This is a genomic window from Flavobacteriales bacterium (assembly GCA_016700415.1).
GTDB lineage: Bacteria > Bacteroidota > Bacteroidia > Flavobacteriales_F > PHOS-HE28 > PHOS-HE28.
On the sequence record CP065018.1, the window covers coordinates 1,315,280 to 1,338,799 of the forward strand.

The following is a 23,520-nucleotide window of genomic DNA, read 5'->3' on the forward strand; positions in this document are numbered from 1 at the left end:
CCGAGGGAGGATGGCTCATGTACTCAATACCCTCCTCCCCGGCCTGAACCGGTTTTTCAGCCGAAGGAAGAACAATTCAAAAAAATGGTAGGAAAGCGCTGCCATGGCGATGGAAAGGGCGAAGACCACGGGATAGGTCACAAGGTCGCTGGTGATATCCATACGCTTAGCCATGTTCAAGATGGCTATCACGGCCACCATGTGGTAGATGTACAGCCCATAGGAAATGCGACCGAGGTAGCGCAGGACGGGGTGCTCCAGCACGTTGATCAACCAAGGGTTCGCGGCGAGGTTCAGCACCAGCAGCCCGAACAGCACGGAGTACATCCGGTAGCCTATGAGGGCCGTCCTGGTGCCGGTGGCCATGCACGCCACCACCGTGATCAACACCACGATGAACAGCCTGCGGTCCAAGAGCACCTTGAGCAGAGCGCTTTTTTTGAAAAGCAACCAAGCGCAAAGGCCCCCCACGGCCATGACATCGATATTGAAATTCTGCCAGTAAGGCCTGAAAAGATCGATCCCGGACAACCCTTCGGCAAGTGGTGAGAACAGCAAGCGGTACACGACCGCATAGCCGATGAACACAGCGGCCATGAGCAGCCAGCAGTAGCGTTTGAAAACACGCAGGAGAAAAGGCCAGACCAAGTAAAAATGCTCCTCCGTGCCGATGGACCACAGGTGCAAGGCAAAATACACCTTGCTAAAAACAGAAGGGACCAAGGTGGGCAGGAACAACATAAAGAGCACCAGCTTGCCCATGGGGTTGTCCATTTGTTCCCGGGCGGGCAGATCGGGCACTTGGAGGAGGGAAAGCCGGGGCAGGACAAAGAGCGCCAGCAGTACCATGAGAAAATACAAGGGCCAGACCCGGAGGATCCTGCGGACCTCGAAATTCAGAACATGGATCTTCCCGTACCGCTGCTCTTCTTCCAAGATCAGGTAGGTGATGAGGAAGCCGCTGATAGAGAAGAAGAGAAGTACGCCCAGATGGCGGAGCATTTCCCAGTGCAGGAAGGCCGTCACGGGAATAGCCAAGGTCAGCTTTCCGCCAACGATGTGGCCGATGATCACCAAGCTGGCGGCGATGAAGCGCAACCCGTCCAGATTCGGAAAATAGGTTTTGCCGGTCCCTGCCATTCCGGACGAAACTACCTCCATTGACCTTATCCCACCTTCGTCAAAGATCATAGCCACAATAAAGACCAGGCCAGCTTACCGCAGCTACCACAAAGCTCTCTAACAGCCGCATCATTGCACCTCGAACCATCAGCAAAGCAAGGAAACAAGTGCTGCAACCACGGTCCGAAAGGCTTCGGAGATCGCGATCTCACGGAAGGTCTGCACGCCGCAAATGCGGCCCAATAGGAAAACGTCAGTGGAGCGCATCCATGCCGAACAACGCACTTCAGGGATCGCATCCCACAACCAGCACTGGACAACTCGTAGACGGACAGGATGCGGAGGGCTTTCCCGCAACGTTCTTTTGCCGGTCATGAGCCCTTACCTGCTGCTTGCCATCGTCCTCGGTTACTTCTTGGTGCTGTTGGGCATCGCGTGGTACACCTCGCGCGGCGCGGGGGAGCACAGCTTCTACAGTGGCGACCGCAAGAGCCTGTGGTACGTGGTGGCCTTCGGGATGATCGGCACCTCGCTCAGCGGCGTCACCTTCATCAGCGTGCCGGGTTATGTGGACGCCAAGGCTTGGACGTATTTCCAATTGGTGTTCGGTTTCGCGATCGGCTACTGGGTGGTGGCGGGCGTGCTGCTGCCGCTGTACTACCGGCTACAGCTCACCAGCATTTACGGCTACCTGCGGGAGCGTTTCGGCATGCAGAGCTACCGCACCGGTGCCTCGTTCTTCATCCTGAGCCGCTTGGCCGGGGCCACCATCCGGATCTTCGTGGTGCTGAACGTGATCCAGCTTTTCGTGCTGGACGCCATGGGCGTGCCCTTTGAAGTGACGGCCTTCATTGTGATGGTGATGATCGTGCTCTACACGCTGAAAGGCGGCGTGAAGACCATCGTATGGACGGACACCTTGCAGACCTTGTTCATGCTGGGCGCTTTGGTCGGCACCATCATCTACATCACGCAAAGCAGCGGCATGGGCGATTGGCTCCCGGAGCTGAAGGCGAACGGCAGCATGCGCATTCTCGATCTGGATTGGCGCAGCGACAGCTTCTTCCTGAAGCAGGTGCTGGCGGGCATCTTCATCACCATCGCCATGACGGGGCTGGACCAGGAGATGATGCAGAAGAACCTCAGCGTGTCCACCGTGGAAGGCTCGAAGAAGAACATGCGCGTGTTCAGCGTGATCCTGCTGGGCGCGAACCTGCTCTTCCTGTTGCTGGGCTCATTGCTGTACCTGTACATGCACCGCCAAGGCATAGCCATTCCGGGCCATTCGGACGATGTGTTCCCCACGCTCGCTTTGCAGCATTTCCCACCGTGGCTGGGCCTGATGTTCATCATCGGCCTCATCAGCGCGCTCTTCCCCAGTGCCGATGGCGCGCTCACGGCGCTCACCGCCAGCACCTGCATCGACCTCATCGGCATCCGTGACCGGGGCTGGGACGAGGCCCGGCAGAAGCGCGTGCGCCAGCGCGTCCACCTTGGCATGGCGGTGCTCTTCCTGCTCTTCATCCTCTACTTCCATTGGTTGGCCACGCCCACGGTGATCAAGACCTTGTTCGACATCGCCGGCTTTACCTACGGGCCGCTGCTGGGCCTGTTCGCGTTCGGCATCTTCTTCAAGGGCGTGCCACAGGAGCGCTGGGTGCCATGGGTGTGTATCGCGGCACCGATCATCACCTACTTTATCCGGATGTATTCACAGGAGCTCTTCTTCGGCTATAAGATGGGCTTCGAGGTGCTCTTGGTGGTGGCAGGCTTGACGATGCTGGGCTTGTGGGGTGTATGTTCGCGGAGGGCGGCAGTGTAAAGTTGAATTGGCCGCCGACCGTGCTCCGCCGCAGCGGCTACGCCCAGGCGAGGGCGCGGAGGCGCCGAGAACTGCCGTTGGGGATCGGTGCCCGCTGCCAACTGGGACTGCTGACTGGCCTCTGGTGATCAGGTTCTACATTTTTCGTTCCCCTCCCCGCCCTTCATCGGGCAACGGTACCCGCCCTTCGTTCGTCACACTTGCTGTCCCTGCCTCCTTATACTTGTACTACCAAAGATGATCGGAAAAAAGTCCGTGCTCCTCCTCCTTGGCGTGGTCGTCGCGTCTTTCCTCGCTTGCCGCAAGGATCATCCCGAGGAACCCGTGCCATCCACCCCGCCAACGCCCACTTCCCCGGTGGTCTTCAACTTGGACTCGGTGCCATACTCCACGCTGTCGCACTATAACTTCTTTGAGGGACCTTTGGCGGAAATGCAGCCGGTGCAAGGCGTGCTGCCCTATGAGCTGATCACGCCCTTGTTCACCGATTATGTGCATAAGCTGCGCTACGTTTGGATGCCTGCGGGGAGCAAGGCCAGCTATGTCTCCGACGGCGAGGTGTTCGACTTCCCCGAGGGCGCGGTGATCATCAAGAATTTCTATTACGACAATGTGCAGCCCGGGAACACCCGCCGCATCCTGGAGACCCGCCTGATGATCAAGAAATTCGGGGCTTGGATCTTCGCCGACTACGTGTGGAACGATGACCAGACGGAGGCGGTGTACAACCTGAGCGGCTCCTATGTCCCCCTTACTTGGAATGATGCCGGCGGCCAGGGGCATGACGAGATCTACCGGATCCCTTCCGAGGCGGAATGCTTCACCTGCCACAAGTATTACGACCAGCCGATCCCCATCGGTCCGAAGCCGCAGAACATGAATTCCACCATGAACTATGCGGACGGCCCCATGAACCAACTGGCCAAATGGGAAGCGGAGGGCTACCTGCAAAGCGGTTATCCGACCAACATCGAGACCGTTGCCAAATGGGACGACCCCAACGAGACCGTGGAGCGCCGCGTCCGCGCATACCTGGACATCAACTGCGCACACTGCCACTCCACGGGCCGCCACTGCGATTATCGGCCCATACGCTTTGACTGGAACCTGACCACCGATCCAGTGAACCTGGGTGTTTGCGTGCCGCCGGACGATCCCATCCAGCCTTCACAGCAATACATTGTTTACGCCGGCAACAAGGCCCGTTCGATGCTGTACTTCCGGATGAGCTCCAATGAGGAAGCCGAACGCATGCCGTTGATGGGCCGCACGGTGCGGCATGAGGAGGCCATCGCGTTGATCGGCCAGTGGATCGACGCCATGCCGGACACCTGCCAATAGGACTACATTCACCGTTCCAAACCACCACCCGATGAAAAGAACCATACTCCTCGTTGCGATCTCGATGGCCGCATGGCATGTCCAAGCACAAGGCACCTGTGCGACCGCCGTAACCGCCGTATTGGGCGATTACTATGTTTCGCAGATCAATGGCCCGGAAGCCCCTACCCCCGTATGCAGTTCGGGAGGCGGCGGTGCCACGGCGGGCAGGTGGTACAGTTATACCGCCACCATCGACACCTTCATCACGGTGACCACCGACCTGCCCCAGAACGCCGGCATCGATACGCGCGTCCAAGTGTACACCGGCAGTTGCGGCAACCTGAGCTGCTATGCCGGTGATGATGATTCCGGCTCGGGGAACCTGGCCGTCACCACCTTCGCGGTCACGGCCGGTACCACCTATATCATCGCCTTTGACAACCGATGGACGGACTCCGCCTTCACCTTCCGGATCTTGAAGACCGCGCCCGCACCCTCGATCAACGGCTTTTCGGAACAGTTCGTCAACACCACGGGATATGCCTACTGCATAGTGGACATGAACGGTGATGGGCTTGATGATGCCGTATCGGTGGACAACACCCACATCAACATCAATTACCAGAACGCGGGCGGCGGATTCACCAATACGATCTACACCACCACGTACGCGGACTACCAGCCTTCCTGGAGCATGTGCGCAGGTGACCTCGATGGCAATGGCTACAACGACCTGGTGTATGCCGGCAGCGGGCTCACCTTCATGCTGGCCAACGGCGATGGCACCGGCTACACTGAGCTCTCCCAGCCCGAATACATCTTCTGCCAGCGGAGCAACTTGGTGGACATCAACAACGACGGCAACCTCGATGCCTTCAGTTGCCACGACGTGGCCCCGAACGTGTATTACATCAACAACGGGGACGGCACGTACACCTGGCACCAAGGAGGCTTGGGCGACACGCCGGACGGAGGCAACTACGGCAGCATCTGGATCGACTACAACAACGATGGCAACTTGGACATGTTCATCGCCAAATGCAGGGGCGCGCAATCACCAGCGAGCATCGACCAGCTCTGGCGGAACAACGGTGATGGCACCTTCACCGATGTGGCCCCGGAAAATCACCTGGACGGCTTCCAGCAATCCTGGAGCAGTGCTTGGGGCGACTTCGACAACGACGGCGACATGGACGTGATGATCGGCGCCAGTTCCTTCTCAGGCGGAGGCCACATGCTGATGCGCAATGACGGCAGCACCTTCACCAACATCACGGCGGGATCCGGGTACGACCTCTTCAACGGCACCAGCATCGAGTTCATCACGCGAGATTTCAACAACGACGGCTACCTCGACATCCTCGGTGGCGGCGCCCTGATGATGAACAATGGCGACATGACGTTCACCTATACCAACATCCCCGCAGGCAACGGCCCCACGGGCGACCTGAACAACGACGGCTTCATCGACATCCAGAACGGCAACTCCATCTGGTTGAACGACGGCAACGACAACAACTGGATCAAGATCATCACCACGGGTACGGAAAGTAACTTGAACGGTATCGGCGCCCGGGTGGAGATCACAAGCGCCATGGGCACGCAGATCCGCGATGTGCGCAGCGGCGACGGCTTCCGCTACATGAGCAGCCTCACCACGCACTTCGGCATCGGCACGGACGATGCCATCTCGAACATCACCATACGCTGGCCGTCCGGCATCGTGAACACGGTCGCCGACCCACAGATCAACAGCACGATCACCGTGGTGGAAGACCCCGACAACAATGTGGCCACTGGAGTTGCAAGCGCACCGGCTGCTGAGTTGAGCCTCTTCCCTTCTCCGGTGATGAACACCCTGCACATTCGTTCCACCCGGATCATCAATGGTGACCACGTGGCCATCACGGACATGACCGGAAAGGAAGTCGCTCGGCCGGCGCTCGTCAACGGCACTGTCGATGTTTCCGGTTTGAGCAGTGGCATCTACCTTTTGAAAATGGACGGTGCATCAGGCACCCTTACGGCCAAGTTCACGAAGGAATAACGCCAACACCCCGCTTCGGGAAGGGCCATCCGGATCGGGGTGGCCCTTTCCGTTGGTCATACCCACGTTCCCAGTGCCCTCCCTGCTCCGATCAAGCCGCAAGGACAACAGTAGATATCCAGCAGCATGAGCAGGGGATTCGTACGCGAGGACGATCAGGAGGAACCTGTGTTCATCCCTGCGCGTGCACCCATCCCTGCCGGCATGGACAACTTGGTGACACCACGCGGCCTGAAGCTGTTGCGGGAAGAGCGGGCGCAATTGGAGCGGGAGCGCGCCGCAGTGGACACGCCCGAGGGGCCGTCTCGCCGAAGGGAACTGGCCGAGATCAATGGCAGGCTGGCTTTGCTGGAGGCACGGATCGCCAGCGCGCGCGAGGTGGAATCCGACGAGCGCCCCAATGATGAGGTGCGCTTTGGGAGCACCGTGAACTTCGTCATCACGGGCGGACCCCGGCAAGGCATTGAGCGCACCTTCACCTTGGTAGGCGTTGACGAGGCCCGGATCGCGGAAGGACTGATCGCCTTCACAGCACCCATCGCACAGGCCCTATTGGGCCGGAAAGCTGGTGACACGGTGGAATTCCAGCATGGCGAACAGGTGCAGACATTGATCGTGAACGGCATCCGGTAGGCGTTTTCCGGCGGTTCGTCGAACTGCGGCTTTCGGGTGTTGTTGGCTCATTACCTTCAAACCCCCTTCACCCTATCCCAATAAAAATGGCACCCATCGTCACCCTTTTTCAAAAATCGATTTTCCTGTTGGCGATCCTGTTGTTCGCAGCGGCCCCCATCTCAGCCACGGCCCAGAACGAGTGCGCGGCCCATGCGGGTATCATCACCACGGACTTCGGTCCCCATTGCCTGCACAACGGTGAAGCCACGTTGACAGGGACACCGGACGGGAGCGCCGTGGTACCGGCGGGCTTCACCACCGTCTACATCCTTTCGCGCACCAACAGCCTGATCATCGAGCAGATGGGCCCGTCCCCCAATTTCGTCGTGAGTACCGTGGACGTATGGCGCATCCATGCAATGGTCCTCGATCCCGCCACCCTTGATCTCTCCACGGTGCAGTTCGGGATCACAAGCATTTATGATGTGCAGCCCCAGATCACGCAAGGCGGAGGTCCGATCTGCGCGAGCATCAGCATGACGGGTGCTGCCATGAAAACCGCGGAATGTGAAGAACCCTGTACGGCATTCGCTTCCGGCATGGCCATGGACTCCACCTTGGTATGCTTGGTGGGCGGGCAGGCCACGCTCACGGCCACGCCTTCCGGCCTGAGCAACGTGCCCGCCGGTTACGAAGTGCGCTATCTGCTCACCCGCACCAACGGCCTCATCATCGAGCAGCTGTCCACCGCGTCCAGCTTCACCGTACACAGCACGGATGTGTGGCGCATCCACAACTTGGTGTATGATCCCGCCACCCTGGACCTCGGCACCATCACCTTCGGTGTCACCAGCGCGTACGACCTGCGATCCATGTTACTGCAGGGCGGCGGCTCCATCTGCGCCAGCTTGGACATCAACGGGGCCTTCGTAAAGACCGGGGAATGCACGCCCAACTGCTTTGCGGAAGCGGGCGTGGTGAGCGCCGACCAAGCTGATGTGTGCCTGGCGGAAGGGTCGGCCATGCTCAGCGCCACACCCGATGGCAACGCCACCGTTCCCGACGGTTACGAGCTCGTCTACTTGCTCACCCAGGAAAGCGGCATCCCGGTGATCCTCGCGCACGCCGGTACGCCTGAGTTCACTGTGCAGGCTCCGGGGCAATACGGCATTCATCCCTTCGTGTACGATCCGGCGACCTTCGATCTCACCACGGTAGTGCCGGGCGAGACGACCCTCCTGGACCTGAACGCCCAGTTGCAGCAAGGCGGCGGTGGCATTTGCGCCAGCTTGGACATGGACGGTGCGGATTTCCAAGTGGTGGACTGTTCGCCGACCTGCACAGCGGATGCGGGAACCATGAATTCGGAGACCGAAGTGCCCTGCTTGGGCGATGGCAGCGCCATGATCAGTGCGACCTCCAACGGCGACACATTGGTGCCACCCGGCTTCGTGATGGGCTATTGGCTCACACAGGGTTCCGGACTGGTCCTCGTGGATCTGGGCACCGAGCCTGTCTTCGCCGTTTCCGACACCGGCCTCTACCATATTCATGCGTTCGTGTTTGATCCCTCCACATGGGATCTCTCCATGGTCCAACTTGGCGAAACCTCCGCTTATGAACTGAACCTTTCGTTGACCCAGGCAGGAGGCACCATCTGCGCCAGCTTGGACGTGTTGGGAGCCGCCATCCACGTGATGGCGTGCCCGCCCTCATGCACGGCAGGTATCGACGCCTTCATCAGCATTTGCACAAGCAATTCGCTCGTGGTCTTGTTGAACGCGCTTGGCGGCGAACCTTGCCCGAACGGTATGTGGACGACCCCGAATGGGAACCCCTTCAACGGGATCTTCAACCCGGCGATCGATCCAGCAGGGACATACACCTATACAGTGGCCATTCCGTTCAGCGCACCCTCCGTGGCCACGGTGACCGTGAACGTGGTGACGGCAGCTAATGCCGGTGCCTCCACCTCACTCGTGCTCTGCGCCACGGATGGCATCATCGACCTCCATGATGCACTGGGCGGCGCATCCGATCCCACAGGAACTTGGATGTGGGGAGGAACTCCCTTCAACGGGCAGTTCGATCCCGCGACCATGAGCTCAGGCGTCTGCACGTACACTGTCACTGGAATCCCGCCTTGCCTTGATGCCACAGCGAGTGTGACGATATTGGTCATCCCTCCACCGAACGCCGGCACGGACGGTGAGGTCACCGCGTGTATTGATGGACCTGCCGTGCTTCTCTTCCTTGCTTTGAACGGATCCCCTGACCCGGGAGGTAGCTGGAGCGGACCGAGCGAGGTGACCAATGGCGTGTTCAATCCCGCGACGATGGAGTCGGGGATCTATATCTACACGGTGCTCGGAATTGCACCCTGTGCTTCCGCCAGTGCCGTGGTGATGGTGAACGTGTTGGAATGCCCGGATGAATTCCCCGTGGCCCGCAACGGGAACGACTTGGAGGCGGCCACCACCGCCGTGGGTGAAGATCCGGCAGGGCAACCCATCGGGATCTGGCCGAACCCGGCCACGGACGCGGTCAACGTGGTCCTTCCCTTCCCCGCATCGGGGATCGACCGGCTGGAGTTGACCGATGCCACGGGCCGTACTGTATTGGCCACCGCTCATCCAAAAAGCGCGAACGAGCTTACACTGGACGTGCGCACGCTGACACCCGGTGTTTGGACGTTGCGCGTCACCGCAGTGGGCCAGGTCAGTGTGGGGCGGTTCGTACGCAGCGCGCATTGACCTCATCGACAATGGCCGATGGAGCAACGCGTGACCAGGCCCCGTCCCTCTTGCGTTATCCGACTATCTCTCTATCGTTGCCAGTGGTTTCCTCTTTGCGTTTTTGAGCATACTGACTTTGGGCCTGTTGTCGGGCGCCTTTCTGATCAGTATGGAACACTGATGACTTCGGCACATCTTGCAACAGTGGGCGGAGCGCGATCAGCGCGGGTTCCGACTTCCAGTTGACCCATGGACATTTCACACATAGGGCTATACATTTTACTCGGCTTCGGTGTCGGTGCTTTGGGCACGTTGATCGGCGCGGGCGGCGGCTTCATCCTGCTGCCGGTACTCTTGCTCCTGTTCCCCGACATGCCCCCTGAGGCGCTCACGAGCATCTCCTTGGCGGTGGTCTTCATCAACGCCGCCTCCGGCTCCTTCGCCTATTCCCGCCTTAAGCGCATCGACTACCGCTCAGGCTTAAGGCTGGCATTGGCCACCCTTCCCGGGGCGATCATCGGCGCGTATATCACGCAGTACATCCCGCGGAAGGCGTTCGATATCGTGCTCGGTTTCGTACTGCTCGCGGTTGCCGCCTTTCTTCTGCTGAAGCCCGGCTACCAAGCGGCCACATTGGTCACGCAGCGGCATCGCGCCCACCGCACGGTGACGGACCGTGAAGGCACCACTTACGCGTACTCCTTCAACATGGTGACCGGGGTGGCGGTGAGCTTTGTCGTCGGCTTTCTGTCCAGTCTGTTGGGCATCGGGGGCGGGGTCATCCACGTGCCTTTCCTCGCCACCGTGCTGCATTTCCCGGTACCCATCGCCACGGCCACCTCGCACTTCATCTTGGCCATCATGGCCTTGGCAGGCACGGTGGCGCACATCGCCCAAGGCAACCTCACTGCAGGCTGGCCCTACGTGCTTTCCATCGGTGCGGGAACCGTTGTGGGCGCACAGGTGGGTGCCTGGGCTTCGCACAAGATCAAGCCGGAATGGATCATTCGCACACTGGCAGTAGCGCTATTCCTATTAGGCCTGCGCTTGGTGATGCACTGAGCACCGAACATCGCATAGAATGAAGGCGAGAGAGGAGATGGAGGTAAGTGAGGTAAAGCCACATCTCTACTTTGCTACCCTCACCTACATTACTTCCCTTGCCTCCCTTACCCGCAGATGAAAAAAACTCGAAGGAAGAACTACCTTTGTCCGGGGCAAGTCTTGTACGTCCAGCTCCTGCTGAATCCCTCAGGGCCGGAAGGCAGCAAGGGTAGGCGGTCGTAGCGGAGCGATATGAGGAGCTTGCCCCACTTTTTTTGCCCCCCACTGATGTCCCCCACTTCGAAGGTCGTACTGGTCACCGGCGGTTCCAGCGGCATCGGCAAGGCCATTTGTACACGTTTGGCCGCACAAGGGCACACGGTCTTTGGTACTACGCGCAAGGTGGGTACACAGCCCAAAGGTTATCGTCTCATCACCATGGATCTGGTGGATGACACCTCGGTGAAACACGCCGTTAACGAGGTGATAACTGCGGCGCACCGCATCGATGTGGTGGTCAACAATGCCGGGCTCGGCATCCAAGGCCCTACCGAGGATATTCAACCTGAGCAGGCGATCGAACTGTTCGACGCCAACCTCTTTGGCGCGCACCGTGTTTGCCGCGCGGTACTGCCGCACATGCGGGCCAATGGTTCGGGACTGATCATCAACATTACCAGCCTCGCCGCCAACTTCGGATTGCCCTACCGTGGTTTCTACAGCGCCAGCAAGGCGGCCTTGGAGCGATACACGGAAGCCTTGAGCATGGAAGTACAGCCTTTCGGCATCCATGTGGTGAGCTTGCAACCCGGCGAGTACAAGACCAACATCGGCACCAACCGCATCCGGCCCGCCGTGATCGGCGAAGCCTACAAGGACGGCTACGACCGTGCGATGGAAATCCTCGGTGGTAGCCTTCATTACAGCCATGACCCCGATGAAGTGGCGGTGCTGGTACAAAAGATCATGGGCACGGCCAGGCCGAAGAGCGTCTATTACGCCGCGCATGGCCTGCAGCGGTCGGCGGTGCTGTTGAAGAAGCTGCTGCCGGGCAGGCTGTTCCAACGCCTGATGATGCGGGAATACCGCTGAAGTGCGTTCAGGGATAGGAATGTGCGCCTGTGGTACGATCTGGTGCCGTTCAGCGTGCCAGATGCTTTTATCTTGTGTTCCCAAATCCAAGAACCATGAGAACAATTACTCCTGCTTTGCTCTTCCTTTTGGCCGTCGGTCCCGCACTGGGGCAATGGACCACGGACGTCTCGTTGAATACGACGGTCCGCGCGGCCAGCGTGATCGAGATCTCCTCTCATCTGGTCGCAGATGGTCCGGACGGGAGCACATACACCTGCTGGTTCGAAAACGGCAGTGGAACCTACCAGCTCCGCATGCAGCGCTTGGACGCGGACGGGAACCGGATGTGGGACGACGCCGGCTTGATCGTAAGCGCGCACCCGCAGAACAGCGCGATCTTCCGCTACGACTTGAAGAGTGACCGTGACGGCAACGCGGTGGTGGCCTTTCAGGATGAACGCACGGGATCCTTGGACATCGTGGCCTATAAGATCGGCCCCGACGGCACCTTTCTCTGGGGAGCGGACGGTGTGGAATTGCCCTCTGTAGGTAGTACCGGACTGGCCCCCTCATTGGCCCCCTTGCGGAACGGGAACACGGTGATCGCATGGAACACCAATGATTCACCAGGGCGTATCGCCTACCAACTGGTCGACGCGGACGGTGCCTTGCTACTGTCGCCTGCAAGTGAGATCTCCGCGCCCACCAGGGTCTCACGGCCCGTACCGGTGGCCACCAGCGATTGAGGGTTCATCCTGCAATACGAGCTGGAAGGCGGTAATTTCCTGGCCCCTGCCACCATGTATGCCCAACGTTACGACGAAGTCGGACAAGGCGTATGGCACGACCCTGTGCAAGTTTCCACAAAGACTGTTTCCGGCTTCTTTTTCCCACGGCCAGCTCCGGACGGGCATGATGGCCTCTATCTGGCCTTCACTACAGGGAACCCCAACAATGCCGACTTGAGCGACGTGTATGTGCAACGGGTACACTCTGACGGTTCGCTCTGGTCGGCCGAGGGCACCCGCATGGACAACAGCAACATCATACAGAAATTCACCGCCGGCAAAGGCTTTGCCTTCATCAATGACGAAGACGGGCTGATGGTCCCCTTGCAAGTGACGGACATTGCCCAAGGACAATCCGCCGTCGCTGTGCAACGTGTGGACACCTTGGGTGCTTTACCACTGGGCCCCGCAGTACCGAACGTACTGTTCGGCTCTTCCTATGTCAGCCCGGTGGACATCACCTCCACCGATGATGGTGCGCTGATCATCCAGAGCTCGGGGGCCTTCGGACAACAACACCTCATGGCCAAACGGGTCGATCTTTCCGGCGCGGCGGTCTGGTCACCCGCACTGCATGATGTTTCCACAGCGAACAGCACGAAGGGCGATGTTGCCGTGACCAGCACGAGGGACGGGCAGGCCGTAGTGGTTTGGCAGGACGATCGCAGCCCCAACGGCATTTATGCCCAGAACATCACGGAGCTTTCCACCGGCGTGGCATCCCTTCCTCTGATCACCACGAACCTCCGCTTGGAACAGAACCCCACGGACAACCCGGTCCTGTTGATGGATCAAGATCTTCGCGCCGCGACCGGCCTGAATGTTTTCGATGCCCAAGGCCGGGAGGTCTATCACACTGCGGTCCCGGCTACCGATCGCGTGGCGCTTCCGCTGAGCGGCCTGAACCCGGGCGTGTACACGATCCGCGTCACCGGGAGCGGTGGTGTTGGCACCGTGCGCTGGGTGAAGTGAGCCTTGTGCCCACCAATGTTCGTTGCGGCCCGGCATTCGTCGGGCCGCAACGCATTCGGGCCATGGGTAGGCTGTGCTCTGGCTTACCTTTGCCGAAGCGTCCGCGACAACCATGTCCGGCCTGCACAGCATGAAATTCTTCATCGATACCGCCAGCCTCGCACAGATCAAGGAAGCCCAGGACCTCGGCATTCTTGACGGCGTCACCACCAATCCGTCCCTGATGGCCAAGGAGGGCATCTCCGGCACCGACCGGGTGATGAAGCACTACGTGGACATCTGTAACATCGTGGAGGGCGACGTGAGCGCCGAAGTGATCGCCACGGACTATGAGGGTATGGTGCGCGAGGGCGAGGACCTTGCGGCGCTGCATCCGAACATCGCGATCAAGCTGCCCATGACGCGCAACGGCGTGAAGGCGATCAAGCATTTTGCGGACAAGGGACTGAAGACCAACTGCACGCTGGTGTTCAGCGCGGGGCAGGCGCTGCTGGCGGCAAAGGCCGGTGCCACATACGTCTCGCCCTTCATCGGCCGGTTGGACGACATCAGCACCGATGGTGTGCAGTTGATCGAGCAGATCCGGACCATCTATGACAACTACGGCTTCAACACGCAGATCCTGGCCGCGAGCATCCGCCATCCCATGCACATCATCCAGTGCGCCGAAGTGGGCGCCGACGTGGCCACTTGCCCTTTGAGTGCCATCGTCGCCCTCTTCGATCATCCGCTCACCACCCTCGGGCTGGAGAAATTCCTGGCGGACCACAAGAAGGCCGCACAGCAGCAGGTCGCTGCGAAGTAGGATGTTGCTGGCGATCCATCCGAAGGATCCGGAACCCCGGAAGATCGCAGATGTGGTGCAGCGGCTGAACAACGGCGCCGTGGTGGTCTGTCCCACGGACACGGTCTACGCCTTCGTCTGCAGTGCCCACCAGCCCCGGGCCATCGAGGCCATCGCCCGGTTGAAAGGGACGAAAGCACACAAAACGGACCTGTCCTTGATCTGCAAGGACCTGAGCCAACTGAGCACCTATGCCCGTGCGATCGACACACCGGGTTTCCGCCTGATGAAAAAGGCGCTGCCCGGCCCCTACACCTTCATCGTTCCGGCCAGCAGTGAGATCCCCCGCCTCTTCAAGAACAACAAACGCACCGTGGGGATCCGCGTGCCGGACCATCCGATCCCCTTGGCCATCGTGGAAAGCTTAGGCCATGCCTTGGTAGTGACCAGCGTGCATGATGACGACATTCTGCTGGAGCACACCACGGACCCGGAACTGATCGAGGAGCGCATCGGCAAGCAGGTGGAGTTGGTGATCGACGGCGGCATCTGCGGCATGGAGGGTTCCACCGTGATCGACCTCACCGGTGCGGAACCGGAAGTGCTGCGGGAAGGGAAAGGCCCTGTTGCTGAGATCTTTTGACAACGTTCTTGGGTTACGGGTTACGGGTTCCGGGTTACAGGGCAGAACTCATAACACGTAGCACATCAACCCGCAACAAGACCGGATCACCGAATTGCCTCCCTCAGTTGTTTCCAAGTTTCCGGCAAATGATCGATAAGGTCACTGGGCAACATACCGTCCATCCCGAGGTCCCTAGCGGCCAGATCACCGGCCAAGCCGTGTGCATACACGCCAACGAGTGCTGCTGAGAGCGCATCCAGACCTTGGGCACGCAGGCTTGTTATGATACCGGTGAGCGCATCGCCGCTGCCGCCCTTGGCCATGCCGGGGTTGCCGGTACCGTTGAAGAAGATCTTTCCGTCCGTTGAGCAGATGGCCGTGTAAGCGCCCTTCAACACCACCACCGAGCTCAAACGGACGGCGAGATCTTTCGCCTTCATCAAGCGCTCGTGATCGTTCGCGGCTTTACCTGCCAAGCGCTCGAATTCCTTGGGATGCGGGGTGAGGATGGAGCCGGCAGGGAGGAACGCAAGCCAGGTCTTATTCTCCGCGAGGATGTTGAGCGCATCAGCATCGAGCACTAACGGTGCGGGCGCCTCTTGGATCAATAATTTGAGCATGCGTGCTGTATCGTCGGCGGTCCCGATCCCCGGGCCGATGCCGATGGCCGAGGCATTGGAGAGCTCCGGCAGCGATGACAGGTGAGCAATTTCCGGGTCCGAGGAGACCATAGCTTCCGGAATGGCGGCATGGACAACGGCTTCCTGCCCTGACGGCACATGTACGGTGAGCAAGCCACAGCCTGAGCGCAAGCATGCCTTGGTGGCCAATAACGCGGCGCCCATCTTTCCTTCACCGCCGGCCAGGATCCAAGCATGCCCATGATCGCCCTTGTGCGAAAAGCGCTTGCGCTCGGGCAGCAAGGCAGCGATCTCAGCAGCCTCCAGTATCACGGCCTCCGGCGTCAAGCCCGCTATGAAATTCCGGTCCAGACCGATGGGAACCACCTCCCACTCCCCGGAATAGCGCGCATTATCCGCCAGCAACAGAGACAATTTGGGCAGCTCCAAGGTGAAGGTCCGGTCAGCTTGGACGATGGCCTTCGGGTCGTTCTCCGTATTGTCCTCCGTGAAGGAGCCTGACGGCATATCGATCGCCAGCACTTCGTTCGGCCTCGCGTTCAGGGCCATGACCCATTCTTTCAGCCAGCCGGTGATGGGGCGTTGCAGGCCGGTGCCGAAGAGGGCGTCGATCACAAATGAGCCCTGCGTGAAGGGGGGCAGCTCCGCTCCTTCATCAACGAGCTCCACCAATATGTCAGCCCTTTGTGCCCGCCACAGGTTCACTTCGAAGTCCGGGCTCCCCTCTGCTTTGTACCGCGGAACCAGGACCCGGACGGGTTGCGCGGCCATGTGGAGGATCCGGGCAATGGCCAAGCCGTCCCCACCATTATTGCCCATGCCCGCCAATACTACCACGGGTACATCGTATGCCAAGGTCTCCATAAGCATGTTGGCACAGGCCACAGCGGCGCGTTCCATCAGGTTGATGGAGGCGATCGGCTCGTGGGCGATGGTGTGGGCATCGGCCTGGCGGAGCTTTTCTGCGGAAAGCACGGGGATCATAGTTGCGAAGGTATCCAGGGGGGCTTTCAAATGGACAAAAAATGGACTAGCGGATGGACGCGAATAGCGCGTCCATCCACGTCCATTTGGGTCCATTGAACCCACGTGTTAACCGCAAGCAAAAACGCCCCGGCCGTTTTACGGCCGGGGCGTATACGAGAAAGCCCCCGTTTCCGGGGGCTTTCAGGACCAAAGCGAGAATCTCTCTTATTGGAAGTAGAAGTTCACCCCGATCATGCCACCGCTTACGCCGGTGTCAATGCTGAAGTTGCTCTTCTTTTGACCGCCATCGGCAGTGGTGCTCTCCGCGGAGGTACCGTTCCACGACTCCTGAGTGGTGGAACCGTAGCCACTGCTGCTCAGCCCAAGTCCCCAGGTGTACTCACCGCTCAGGGAAACCTTCGGGGCGCAGAACCACTCGATACCTGCGAATGCGTTCAGCCCGATGTGGAAGGAGGAACCGTTCTTTGATTCGGTCACACCCGTACCTTGGTTAAAGGTGTTCGTATGGGAGGTGATCGTGTTGCTCAAGGAGTTGCCGTACTCATAGGTGTCCTTGCTGTTGCCGAAGCCCACATTGAACATGGCACCGTAGACGCCCACTACGCGGGTGCTGCCCACGCGCTTCTCCAAGCCCACACCGAGGTCGATGGCCATGTAGCTGTGCTTCATAACGTCTTCCACTGTAACGGTTGGATCGGTGCTGGTAGCGTCGTCCACGTTCTCGCTCGTTTTCTTGCTACCGAAGCCGATGCGCACTTGGGCACGATAGGCCGTGTTGGCATCCATGAGCTTCTTCCCACGGATGGTAAAGTCATCGCTCAGCCATGTGAGGCCGTTGCCGATGCCATTGTTGTTATGTCCGTTGAACAGATTGCCTGCGTAGTTCAAGAGGGGGTTCGCATCGAACGTGATGCCGTAGTCGCCATCTTGTGACAGCCAGTTCTCGCCACGGTTGCTGGTGATCTCACCCGTCTGGGCGGAAACAGCCGTTACGGCAAAGAGCGCTGCGGTGAAAAGTACAGTCTTCTTCATGACGTTTTGGTTTTTCGTGTGCTTTGGTTAGTGGTTCGTTCTGCTTGGTCGGTCAAATCTATCCGACCGGGGGCGCAAACTTATAAACATCCGGATGACATATCAACCATTTTTTGTTGATAGTCGATTTCCTGCTGCTTTTCGTCGATGCTCCCGGGCGGTTGGTTTGGTCGATTTCGGGGGCGAATGTAGCACAGTCCGTGAAATCACGTAGTCACCCCCTCACTTTGTTTTCCACCATGGGTACAAAACTGAATGCGCCATGCTCCGTACGCACGTCCCCCTCTGCCGTCCGCACTACGCTGTACATGGCCTGTCCGCCTTCACCGCCCACGGGAATAACAAGGATACCGCCCTGCACCAATTGATCGATCAAGGCCTGCGGAACTTCCGGTGCCCCACAGGTAACGATCACCTTGTGGAAGGGCGCATGGACCGGGAGGCCCTTATAGCCATCGCCATGCACCAAGTGGGCACGGTACCCCATTTCGGTAAGGCGCTTCTTGGTGGTGAGGTAAAGCGGCCGGTGCCGTTCAATACTGTACACCTTGGCACCGAGTTCACAGAGTATGGCCGTCTGGTAGCCGCAGCCGGTGCCGATCTCCAGCACCTTTTCCCCGGCCTTCACTTGCAACAGCTGGCTCTGGAACGCCACGGTGTAAGGTTGGGAGATGGTCTGGCCGCAGCCGATGGGAAACGCCTGGTCCACATAGGCGAAGCGTTCAAAAGCGCTGTCGTCGATGAACTGGTGGCGGGGCACTTTGCCAATGGCGGCCAACACTCTGGCATCGGTGATGCCCTTCCGCTTCAGCTCTTCCACCAGCTTGCGGCGCATGCCTTGGTGGCGGAAATCATCAGGTCGCATGGTTCGGCGGCAAAGCTATGCTCAGTGCCGGGACCGAGAGCGCTCAGAACAGATCGTGCCGGAGGATCTTGAAAAAAGTCGTCTCCCCTCCTTCCTATAAGGAGGGGTCGGGGGTGGTTCGTGGAAGTATGGACCACCCCTACCCCTCCTTGAAAAAGGAGGGGAAAACCAAGACTCTCTTAAGGGCCATCAGAAGTGGAAGACGCGATCACCCTTGCCCTCCCCCATTTTGGTGCCCCGTCGCTTCAGCTACTTTTGCGCGCCTAAATGGAAAGACCACTTCGTATCGGCGTGTTGGGCGCAGGCCACCTGGGCCGGATCCATGTGCAGCAACTGCGGGAGCTTCCGGAGTTCGAGATCATGGGCGTGTACGACCCGCACGCGGAAAAGACCGCGAAGGTGCAGAGTGAGTTCGGCGTGGCCCTGTTCGGGAGCATTGCCGAGCTGATCGCCGCCTGTGATGTGGTGGACGTGGTGACGCCCACCCTGGCGCACCACGCATGCGCGATGCAGGCGCTTGACGCGGGCAAGCACGTCTTCATCGAAAAGCCGATCGCCCACACATTGGAAGAGGCCCGGCAGCTGGTGGAGCGTGCGGAAACCACGGGAAGGAAGGTCCAGATCGGTCATGTGGAACGCTTCAATCCCGCATTCTTGGCTGCACAGGGAGCACTGAACGCCCCCATGTTCATCGAGACGCACCGGTTGGCCACCTTCGACCCGCGCGGCACCGATGTGAGCGTGGTGCTGGACCTGATGATCCACGACCTGGACATCATCTTGCACGTCGTGGGCCTACCTGTGGTGGATGTGCATGCCAGCGGTGTTCCCGTGGTGAGCGACACGCCGGACATCGCGAACGCACGCATCGCCTTCAGCAACGGCTGCGTGGCCAACCTTACTGCGAGCCGGATCAGCCTGAAGAAGATGCGCAAGAGCCGCTTCTTCCAGAAGGACGCCTACATCTCCGTGGACATGCTGACCAAAGAGACCGAGATCATGCGGATGCGGACGGTGGAAACACCCGATCCTTTCGCCGTAACGCTCGACCTCGGTCCGGGAAAAGGGCATCGGGAGATCTCCTTCGAGAAGCCGGAGATCCCCCCCACCAATGCGATCCGGGAGGAATTGCGCTCCTTCGCCGAGGCGATCCAGGCCGACCGCCGTCCCGAGGTGCCTGCCACCGACGGGCTTGCCGCGCTGGAGCTCGCACACCGCGTACTGGCTGCCATGGAGATCCGGACCGTGTGACCCGCCATACTGATCCGCCATCCTCACCGTTACCCGCACAGGAAGAGAACATGACCCGCGCCCTGCCGTTGACCGGCCTCTTCATTCTGATGCTCGCCGCCTGTAAGAAGGACGGCGCAGTCCCGGCGTACGTGCAGTTCAATACGCCAACAGTGATCGATGCGAGCGGGCACGGTGTCTCCTCGAAGATCACCGACCTGTGGGTGTATGTGAACGACCAGCCCGTGGGCGTGTGGGAACCCGGCAGGCGGATCCCGATGATCGCCGATGGCACGGCCAACGTGAAGCTGATCGCCGGGGTACGTAAGAACGGCATCACCGACGACCGGATCCAATACCCTTTCTATGCCACCTGGCAGCAGCAGGTGCAATTGGTGCCGGAGCAAACACTGACGCTAACCCCCGAGATCCATTACTTCGACAACCTCAACTACTGGCTGGCGGACTTCGACAATGGCCAACTCTTCGACACGGTGGCCTGCACGGCGACCATGGAACTGGTACCCTCGGACAGCACGCTCATCGGGCAGGGCATCCAGAACGGCCGCATCACCTTGGACACCGAGCATGCCCTGTACCGCGGCGTCAGCAGCGGCGACCCGTTCACGAACATCGGCAGCACGGCCTTCCTGGAGGTGGACTATCGGAGTGACACCCGCCTGCTGGTGGGCGTCCGCTTCACCTTGGCCGGCGTGCAGTACATCACGCCCTACGTCTATGCCCTGCCCACCAAGCAGGCGGACGGGAGCATGCCGTGGAACAAGATCTACATCGACCTTGCCGAACCGTGGAACGTGCCCGGGGCGTTGGACAAGCACTTCTACCTCCAGGCCGCATTGGAGAATGGCGCCACTACAAGCATCGTGGAGGTGGACAACATCAAGCTGGTGCGGCCCTGAAGATGAACAAGCGGTCGCAGACGATGCTGTACGTGGTGGCCGACCTGGTGGCCACGGCACTCGCATGGACGCTTTTCTTCCTGTTCCGCAAAATGTACCTGGAACCGCTGAAGTTCCATTATCCGGTGCCGGTGGACCTGGACCACCGCTACTGGCTGGGCCTGTCCGTGGTGCCGGTGTTCTGGGTGCTGCTGTTCGTAATGATCGGCGGCTATTCGGACATCTTCCGGCGTTTCCGCATCAAGGAACTGGGCCAGACCCTGCTGATCAGCTTCATCGGCTCCATGGTGATCTTCTTCGCCCTCTTGCTGGACGACACCATCCCCGGCCCGGCGTACTACTACCGCTCGTTCGGCGCCTTTTTCGGCCTGAACTTCGGGCTGCTTTTCCTCTTCCGCTTCCTGCTCACCAGCCGCACAGTGCGCCGGGTACACGACCGCCGGATCGGCTTCAACACCTTACTGATCGGCGGCAATGAACGGGCCATCTCCATCCATTCGGAGATCGAGGACCTGCCGAAATCTCCCGGCAACCGCTTCGTGGGCTTCGTGAACGTGAACGGCGGGGACCAGCACTTGGCGGAGATGGGCCTTCCTCGTTTGGGCAAATGGGATGAGCTACGCACATTGATCCCGCAATACGGTGTGGAGGAAGCGATCATCGCGGTGGAAAGCAGCGAGCACGCCCACATCAGCAAGATCCTCAACGAGCTGGACGGCACCGCAGTGCGGATCAAGATCATCCCGGACATGTACGACATCCTCGCGGGCAGTGTGAAGATGACCAGCATCTTCGGCGCGCCGCTGATCGAGGTGAACCCACAGATCATGCCGGCCTGGCAGTTCGCCCTGAAACGCCTGATGGACGTGACCTTCAGCATCCTGGCCTTGATCGTCCTGTTCCCTTTCCTCTTGGTGATCGCGGTGCTTGTAAAGCTCGGTTCCCCCGGACCCGTCTTCTTTCGCCAAGAACGGATCGGGCTATCCGGGAAGCCTTTCCGGATCATCAAATTCCGCAGCATGGAGGCGAATGCCGAGCGGGATGGGCCGCAGCTCAGCAGCACGTCGGACCCGCGCATCACCGGCATCGGGCGTATCCTGCGCAGGGCGCGGATAGACGAGCTGCCACAGTTCTGGAACGTGATCAAAGGCGAAATGAGCTTGGTGGGGCCACGGCCCGAGCGGCAGCACTTCATTGACGAGATCACCAAGGTGGCACCCCATTACCGCCACCTGCACAAAGTGCGGCCGGGCCTCACCAGTTGGGGGCAGGTGAAATTCGGCTACGCCGAGAACGTGGACCAGATGGTGCGCCGCCTGAAGTACGACATCCTCTACATCGAGAACATGAGCCTCGCGGTGGACCTGAAGATCCTGGCCTACACCGTGATCATCATTTTGAAGGGCGACGGCAAGTAGGGGCGATGCATGCATCGCCCCTGCTTGCGTCGCCCCTACATTCGCCACATGAAAATTTCCGTTATCGGCGCGGGCCAAATGGGCAACGGTATCGCGCACGTGTTCGCCCAAGGCGGCCACGACGTGGTCCTCATCGACATCGCGCAGGCCAGCTTGGACAAGGCCCTGGCCACCATCGGCAAGAACATGGGCCGGCAGGTGGAGAAGGGCAAACTCGCCGAGGCCGACATGCAGGCCGCATTGGCACGCATTTCAACAAACACCATCACTTCGGAAGGCGTGAAGAACGCCGAGCTCGTGGTGGAGGCCGCCACGGAGAACGTGGACCTGAAGCTGAAGATCTTCAAGGACATCGACGCGCACGCGCCCGTGGGCTGCATCCTCGCCACCAACACCAGCAGCATCAGCATCACCAAGATCGCGGCTGTGACCGGAAGGCCCGCACAGGTCATCGGTATGCACTTCATGAACCCGGTTCCGGTGATGAAGCTCGTGGAGGTGATCCGAGGCTACAATACCAGTGACGCGGTGACCAAGGCGGTGATGGAGCTGAGCCGCGCCATCGGCAAAGAGCCCGTGGAGGTACGCGACTACGCGGGCTTCGTGGCGAACCGCATACTGATGCCGATGATCAACGAGGCCATCGAAACGCTCTTCCAGGGCGTGGGCGGCGTGGCGGACATCGACACGGTGATGAAGCTCGGCATGGCACACCCCATGGGGCCGCTACAGCTGGCGGACTTCATCGGCTTGGACACCTGCTTAGCGATCATGCGCGTACTGCACGACGGCTTCGGCCAGCCGAAATACGCGCCCTGTCCCCTGCTGGTGCAGATGGTGACGGCCGGCAAGCTCGGCGTGAAGAGCGGTGAGGGTTTCTACGCCTACACGCCCGGCAGCAAGGATCTGGTGGTGGCGCCGGCATTCGCTTCCTGAGCATGGGCCGCCTCCTTGCTCCTGTTGTTGCGGGCATCGCGCTGTTGGCTGGCTGTGGCCAGCCGGAGCAACCCTCTTCCCGCTACGACATCGACGCCAACGCCCAAGGCGAGCCGGAAATGGAGACACACTGCTACCTGCAGGTCGCCCAAGGAGCGCCCCGCATTGAAGGCCGCGATACCATCCCCGGTCCGGTGGATTCACTTTACATCCGGCTGGACATCCTCGGCGAACTGGCCAATGGCGTGTACAACTGGCTGCCGGAGGAAAAAGACCACATGATCGGCTCCTTTCAAGGTTCCATCGACGGTGACGAGGTGACCGCTGTATACACCTACACCGCAGAAGGCGCGACCGGAAAGCAGGAGGTGCTCTTCAAGGTGGAGGACGGCCAATTGCGTGTGGCCACCGGCGAAATGGAGACATCCGAAGGGGTGATCCTGTTCAAGGACAAGTCGCAGGTGACCTACGGCGAGCCGATCCCGAAGGTGGATTGCAAATAGATCAAGGGGACCGCTGAGCATGCCTCCGGCTGCCAGG

At 59.9% G+C, this 23,520-nt stretch carries 20 protein-coding genes and 1 other RNA gene; 17 read left to right on the forward strand and 4 right to left on the reverse strand.

Annotated features, from left to right (window positions below):
* Positions 1-15: 15 nt before the first annotated feature.
* Positions 16-1,140, reverse strand: coding sequence for an acyltransferase (locus tag IPP95_05595; GenBank protein QQS73695.1), 1,125 nt, complete (start codon positions 1,138-1,140; stop codon positions 16-18).
* A 355-nt stretch (positions 1,141-1,495) separates the two neighbouring features.
* Between IPP95_05595 and IPP95_05600 the strand changes: the two genes are divergently transcribed.
* From IPP95_05600 to IPP95_05655, 12 genes are all read left to right on the forward strand, one after another.
* Entirely contained in the window at positions 1,496-2,944 is a 1,449-nt protein-coding gene (locus tag IPP95_05600; protein ID QQS73696.1) for a sodium:solute symporter, read from the forward strand.
* A gap of 237 nt (positions 2,945-3,181) precedes the next feature.
* A complete protein-coding gene (locus IPP95_05605; protein ID QQS73697.1) occupies positions 3,182-4,285 on the forward strand; it encodes a hypothetical protein in 1,104 nt (367 codons plus the stop codon).
* A gap of 31 nt (positions 4,286-4,316) precedes the next feature.
* Positions 4,317-6,314 carry a VCBS repeat-containing protein gene (locus IPP95_05610; GenBank protein QQS73698.1) on the forward strand — a complete coding sequence of 666 codons (1,998 nt, stop codon included), beginning with the start codon at positions 4,317-4,319 and terminating at the stop codon, positions 6,312-6,314.
* A 126-nt stretch (positions 6,315-6,440) separates the two neighbouring features.
* Complete coding sequence (locus IPP95_05615) at positions 6,441-6,947, forward strand: GreA/GreB family elongation factor (protein ID QQS73699.1); 507 nt, start codon at positions 6,441-6,443, stop codon at positions 6,945-6,947.
* An 86-nt stretch (positions 6,948-7,033) separates the two neighbouring features.
* Positions 7,034-9,682 (forward strand): T9SS type A sorting domain-containing protein, encoded by a 2,649-nt coding sequence (locus tag IPP95_05620; GenBank protein QQS73700.1) that lies wholly within the window; start codon positions 7,034-7,036, stop codon positions 9,680-9,682.
* Positions 9,683-9,913: 231 nt separating this feature from the next.
* Entirely contained in the window at positions 9,914-10,726 is an 813-nt protein-coding gene (locus IPP95_05625; GenBank protein ID QQS73701.1) for a sulfite exporter TauE/SafE family protein, read from the forward strand.
* 153 nt (positions 10,727-10,879) lie between these two features.
* Positions 10,880-10,978: signal recognition particle sRNA small type (ffs, locus tag IPP95_05630), an RNA gene on the forward strand.
* Positions 10,979-10,996: 18 nt separating this feature from the next.
* On the forward strand, positions 10,997-11,800 hold the full coding sequence (locus IPP95_05635) for an SDR family oxidoreductase (GenBank protein QQS73702.1): 804 nt from the start codon (positions 10,997-10,999) through the stop codon (positions 11,798-11,800).
* Positions 11,801-11,895: 95 nt separating this feature from the next.
* The gene (locus tag IPP95_05640; protein QQS73703.1) at positions 11,896-12,528 is read left to right on the forward strand and encodes a hypothetical protein; all 633 of its coding nucleotides are present in this window, start codon (positions 11,896-11,898) and stop codon (positions 12,526-12,528) included.
* Between the two features lie 54 nt (positions 12,529-12,582).
* Positions 12,583-13,542 (forward strand): T9SS type A sorting domain-containing protein, encoded by a 960-nt coding sequence (locus tag IPP95_05645; protein QQS73704.1) that lies wholly within the window; start codon positions 12,583-12,585, stop codon positions 13,540-13,542.
* A gap of 130 nt (positions 13,543-13,672) precedes the next feature.
* On the forward strand, positions 13,673-14,347 hold the full coding sequence (gene fsa / locus IPP95_05650) for a fructose-6-phosphate aldolase (GenBank protein ID QQS74204.1): 675 nt from the start codon (positions 13,673-13,675) through the stop codon (positions 14,345-14,347).
* 1 nt (position 14,348) lies between these two features.
* The gene (locus IPP95_05655; GenBank protein QQS73705.1) at positions 14,349-14,969 is read left to right on the forward strand and encodes a threonylcarbamoyl-AMP synthase; all 621 of its coding nucleotides are present in this window, start codon (positions 14,349-14,351) and stop codon (positions 14,967-14,969) included.
* An 86-nt stretch (positions 14,970-15,055) separates the two neighbouring features.
* On the opposite strand, the gene IPP95_05660 is transcribed toward IPP95_05655, so the two are convergent.
* The 3 genes from IPP95_05660 to IPP95_05670 all read right to left on the reverse strand — a co-directional run bounded on the left by IPP95_05660 (position 15,056) and on the right by IPP95_05670 (position 18,476).
* Positions 15,056-16,576: an NAD(P)H-hydrate dehydratase gene (locus tag IPP95_05660; GenBank protein QQS73706.1), complete on the reverse strand. Its 1,521-nt coding sequence runs from the start codon at positions 16,574-16,576 to the stop codon at positions 15,056-15,058.
* A gap of 207 nt (positions 16,577-16,783) precedes the next feature.
* Positions 16,784-17,611: a hypothetical protein gene (locus IPP95_05665; protein QQS73707.1), complete on the reverse strand. Its 828-nt coding sequence runs from the start codon at positions 17,609-17,611 to the stop codon at positions 16,784-16,786.
* 214 nt (positions 17,612-17,825) lie between these two features.
* Entirely contained in the window at positions 17,826-18,476 is a 651-nt protein-coding gene (locus tag IPP95_05670) for a protein-L-isoaspartate(D-aspartate) O-methyltransferase (protein QQS73708.1), read from the reverse strand.
* A gap of 267 nt (positions 18,477-18,743) precedes the next feature.
* Here IPP95_05670 and IPP95_05675 point away from each other — a divergent pair, with 267 nt between their 5' ends.
* The 5 genes from IPP95_05675 to IPP95_05695 are packed head-to-tail and all read left to right on the forward strand — an operon-like array spanning position 18,744 to position 23,483.
* Positions 18,744-19,727, forward strand: coding sequence for a Gfo/Idh/MocA family oxidoreductase (locus IPP95_05675; protein ID QQS73709.1), 984 nt, complete (start codon positions 18,744-18,746; stop codon positions 19,725-19,727).
* Positions 19,728-19,777: 50 nt separating this feature from the next.
* Positions 19,778-20,626 (forward strand): hypothetical protein, encoded by an 849-nt coding sequence (locus IPP95_05680; GenBank protein ID QQS73710.1) that lies wholly within the window; start codon positions 19,778-19,780, stop codon positions 20,624-20,626.
* 23 nt (positions 20,627-20,649) lie between these two features.
* Complete coding sequence (locus tag IPP95_05685) at positions 20,650-22,044, forward strand: sugar transferase (protein ID QQS74205.1); 1,395 nt, start codon at positions 20,650-20,652, stop codon at positions 22,042-22,044.
* A 48-nt stretch (positions 22,045-22,092) separates the two neighbouring features.
* On the forward strand, positions 22,093-22,980 hold the full coding sequence (locus IPP95_05690) for a 3-hydroxybutyryl-CoA dehydrogenase (protein QQS73711.1): 888 nt from the start codon (positions 22,093-22,095) through the stop codon (positions 22,978-22,980).
* A 2-nt stretch (positions 22,981-22,982) separates the two neighbouring features.
* The gene (locus IPP95_05695; GenBank protein ID QQS73712.1) at positions 22,983-23,483 is read left to right on the forward strand and encodes a hypothetical protein; all 501 of its coding nucleotides are present in this window, start codon (positions 22,983-22,985) and stop codon (positions 23,481-23,483) included.
* Positions 23,484-23,520: the final 37 nt, after the last annotated feature.

Coding starts and splice junctions, on each gene's coding strand:
- IPP95_05595 (QQS73695.1), bottom strand. CDS start 1,140: ATGGCAGGGACCGGCAAAACCTATTTTCCGAATCTGGACGGGTTGCGC.
- IPP95_05600 (QQS73696.1), top strand. CDS start 1,496: ATGAGCCCTTACCTGCTGCTTGCCATCGTCCTCGGTTACTTCTTGGTG.
- IPP95_05605 (QQS73697.1), top strand. CDS start 3,182: ATGATCGGAAAAAAGTCCGTGCTCCTCCTCCTTGGCGTGGTCGTCGCG.
- IPP95_05610 (QQS73698.1), top strand. CDS start 4,317: ATGAAAAGAACCATACTCCTCGTTGCGATCTCGATGGCCGCATGGCAT.
- IPP95_05615 (QQS73699.1), top strand. CDS start 6,441: ATGAGCAGGGGATTCGTACGCGAGGACGATCAGGAGGAACCTGTGTTC.
- IPP95_05620 (QQS73700.1), top strand. CDS start 7,034: ATGGCACCCATCGTCACCCTTTTTCAAAAATCGATTTTCCTGTTGGCG.
- IPP95_05625 (QQS73701.1), top strand. CDS start 9,914: ATGGACATTTCACACATAGGGCTATACATTTTACTCGGCTTCGGTGTC.
- IPP95_05635 (QQS73702.1), top strand. CDS start 10,997: ATGTCCCCCACTTCGAAGGTCGTACTGGTCACCGGCGGTTCCAGCGGC.
- IPP95_05640 (QQS73703.1), top strand. CDS start 11,896: ATGAGAACAATTACTCCTGCTTTGCTCTTCCTTTTGGCCGTCGGTCCC.
- IPP95_05645 (QQS73704.1), top strand. CDS start 12,583: ATGTATGCCCAACGTTACGACGAAGTCGGACAAGGCGTATGGCACGAC.
- fsa (QQS74204.1), top strand. CDS start 13,673: ATGAAATTCTTCATCGATACCGCCAGCCTCGCACAGATCAAGGAAGCC.
- IPP95_05655 (QQS73705.1), top strand. CDS start 14,349: ATGTTGCTGGCGATCCATCCGAAGGATCCGGAACCCCGGAAGATCGCA.
- IPP95_05660 (QQS73706.1), bottom strand. CDS start 16,576: ATGATCCCCGTGCTTTCCGCAGAAAAGCTCCGCCAGGCCGATGCCCAC.
- IPP95_05665 (QQS73707.1), bottom strand. CDS start 17,611: ATGAAGAAGACTGTACTTTTCACCGCAGCGCTCTTTGCCGTAACGGCT.
- IPP95_05670 (QQS73708.1), bottom strand. CDS start 18,476: ATGCGACCTGATGATTTCCGCCACCAAGGCATGCGCCGCAAGCTGGTG.
- IPP95_05675 (QQS73709.1), top strand. CDS start 18,744: ATGGAAAGACCACTTCGTATCGGCGTGTTGGGCGCAGGCCACCTGGGC.
- IPP95_05680 (QQS73710.1), top strand. CDS start 19,778: ATGACCCGCGCCCTGCCGTTGACCGGCCTCTTCATTCTGATGCTCGCC.
- IPP95_05685 (QQS74205.1), top strand. CDS start 20,650: ATGCTGTACGTGGTGGCCGACCTGGTGGCCACGGCACTCGCATGGACG.
- IPP95_05690 (QQS73711.1), top strand. CDS start 22,093: ATGAAAATTTCCGTTATCGGCGCGGGCCAAATGGGCAACGGTATCGCG.
- IPP95_05695 (QQS73712.1), top strand. CDS start 22,983: ATGGGCCGCCTCCTTGCTCCTGTTGTTGCGGGCATCGCGCTGTTGGCT.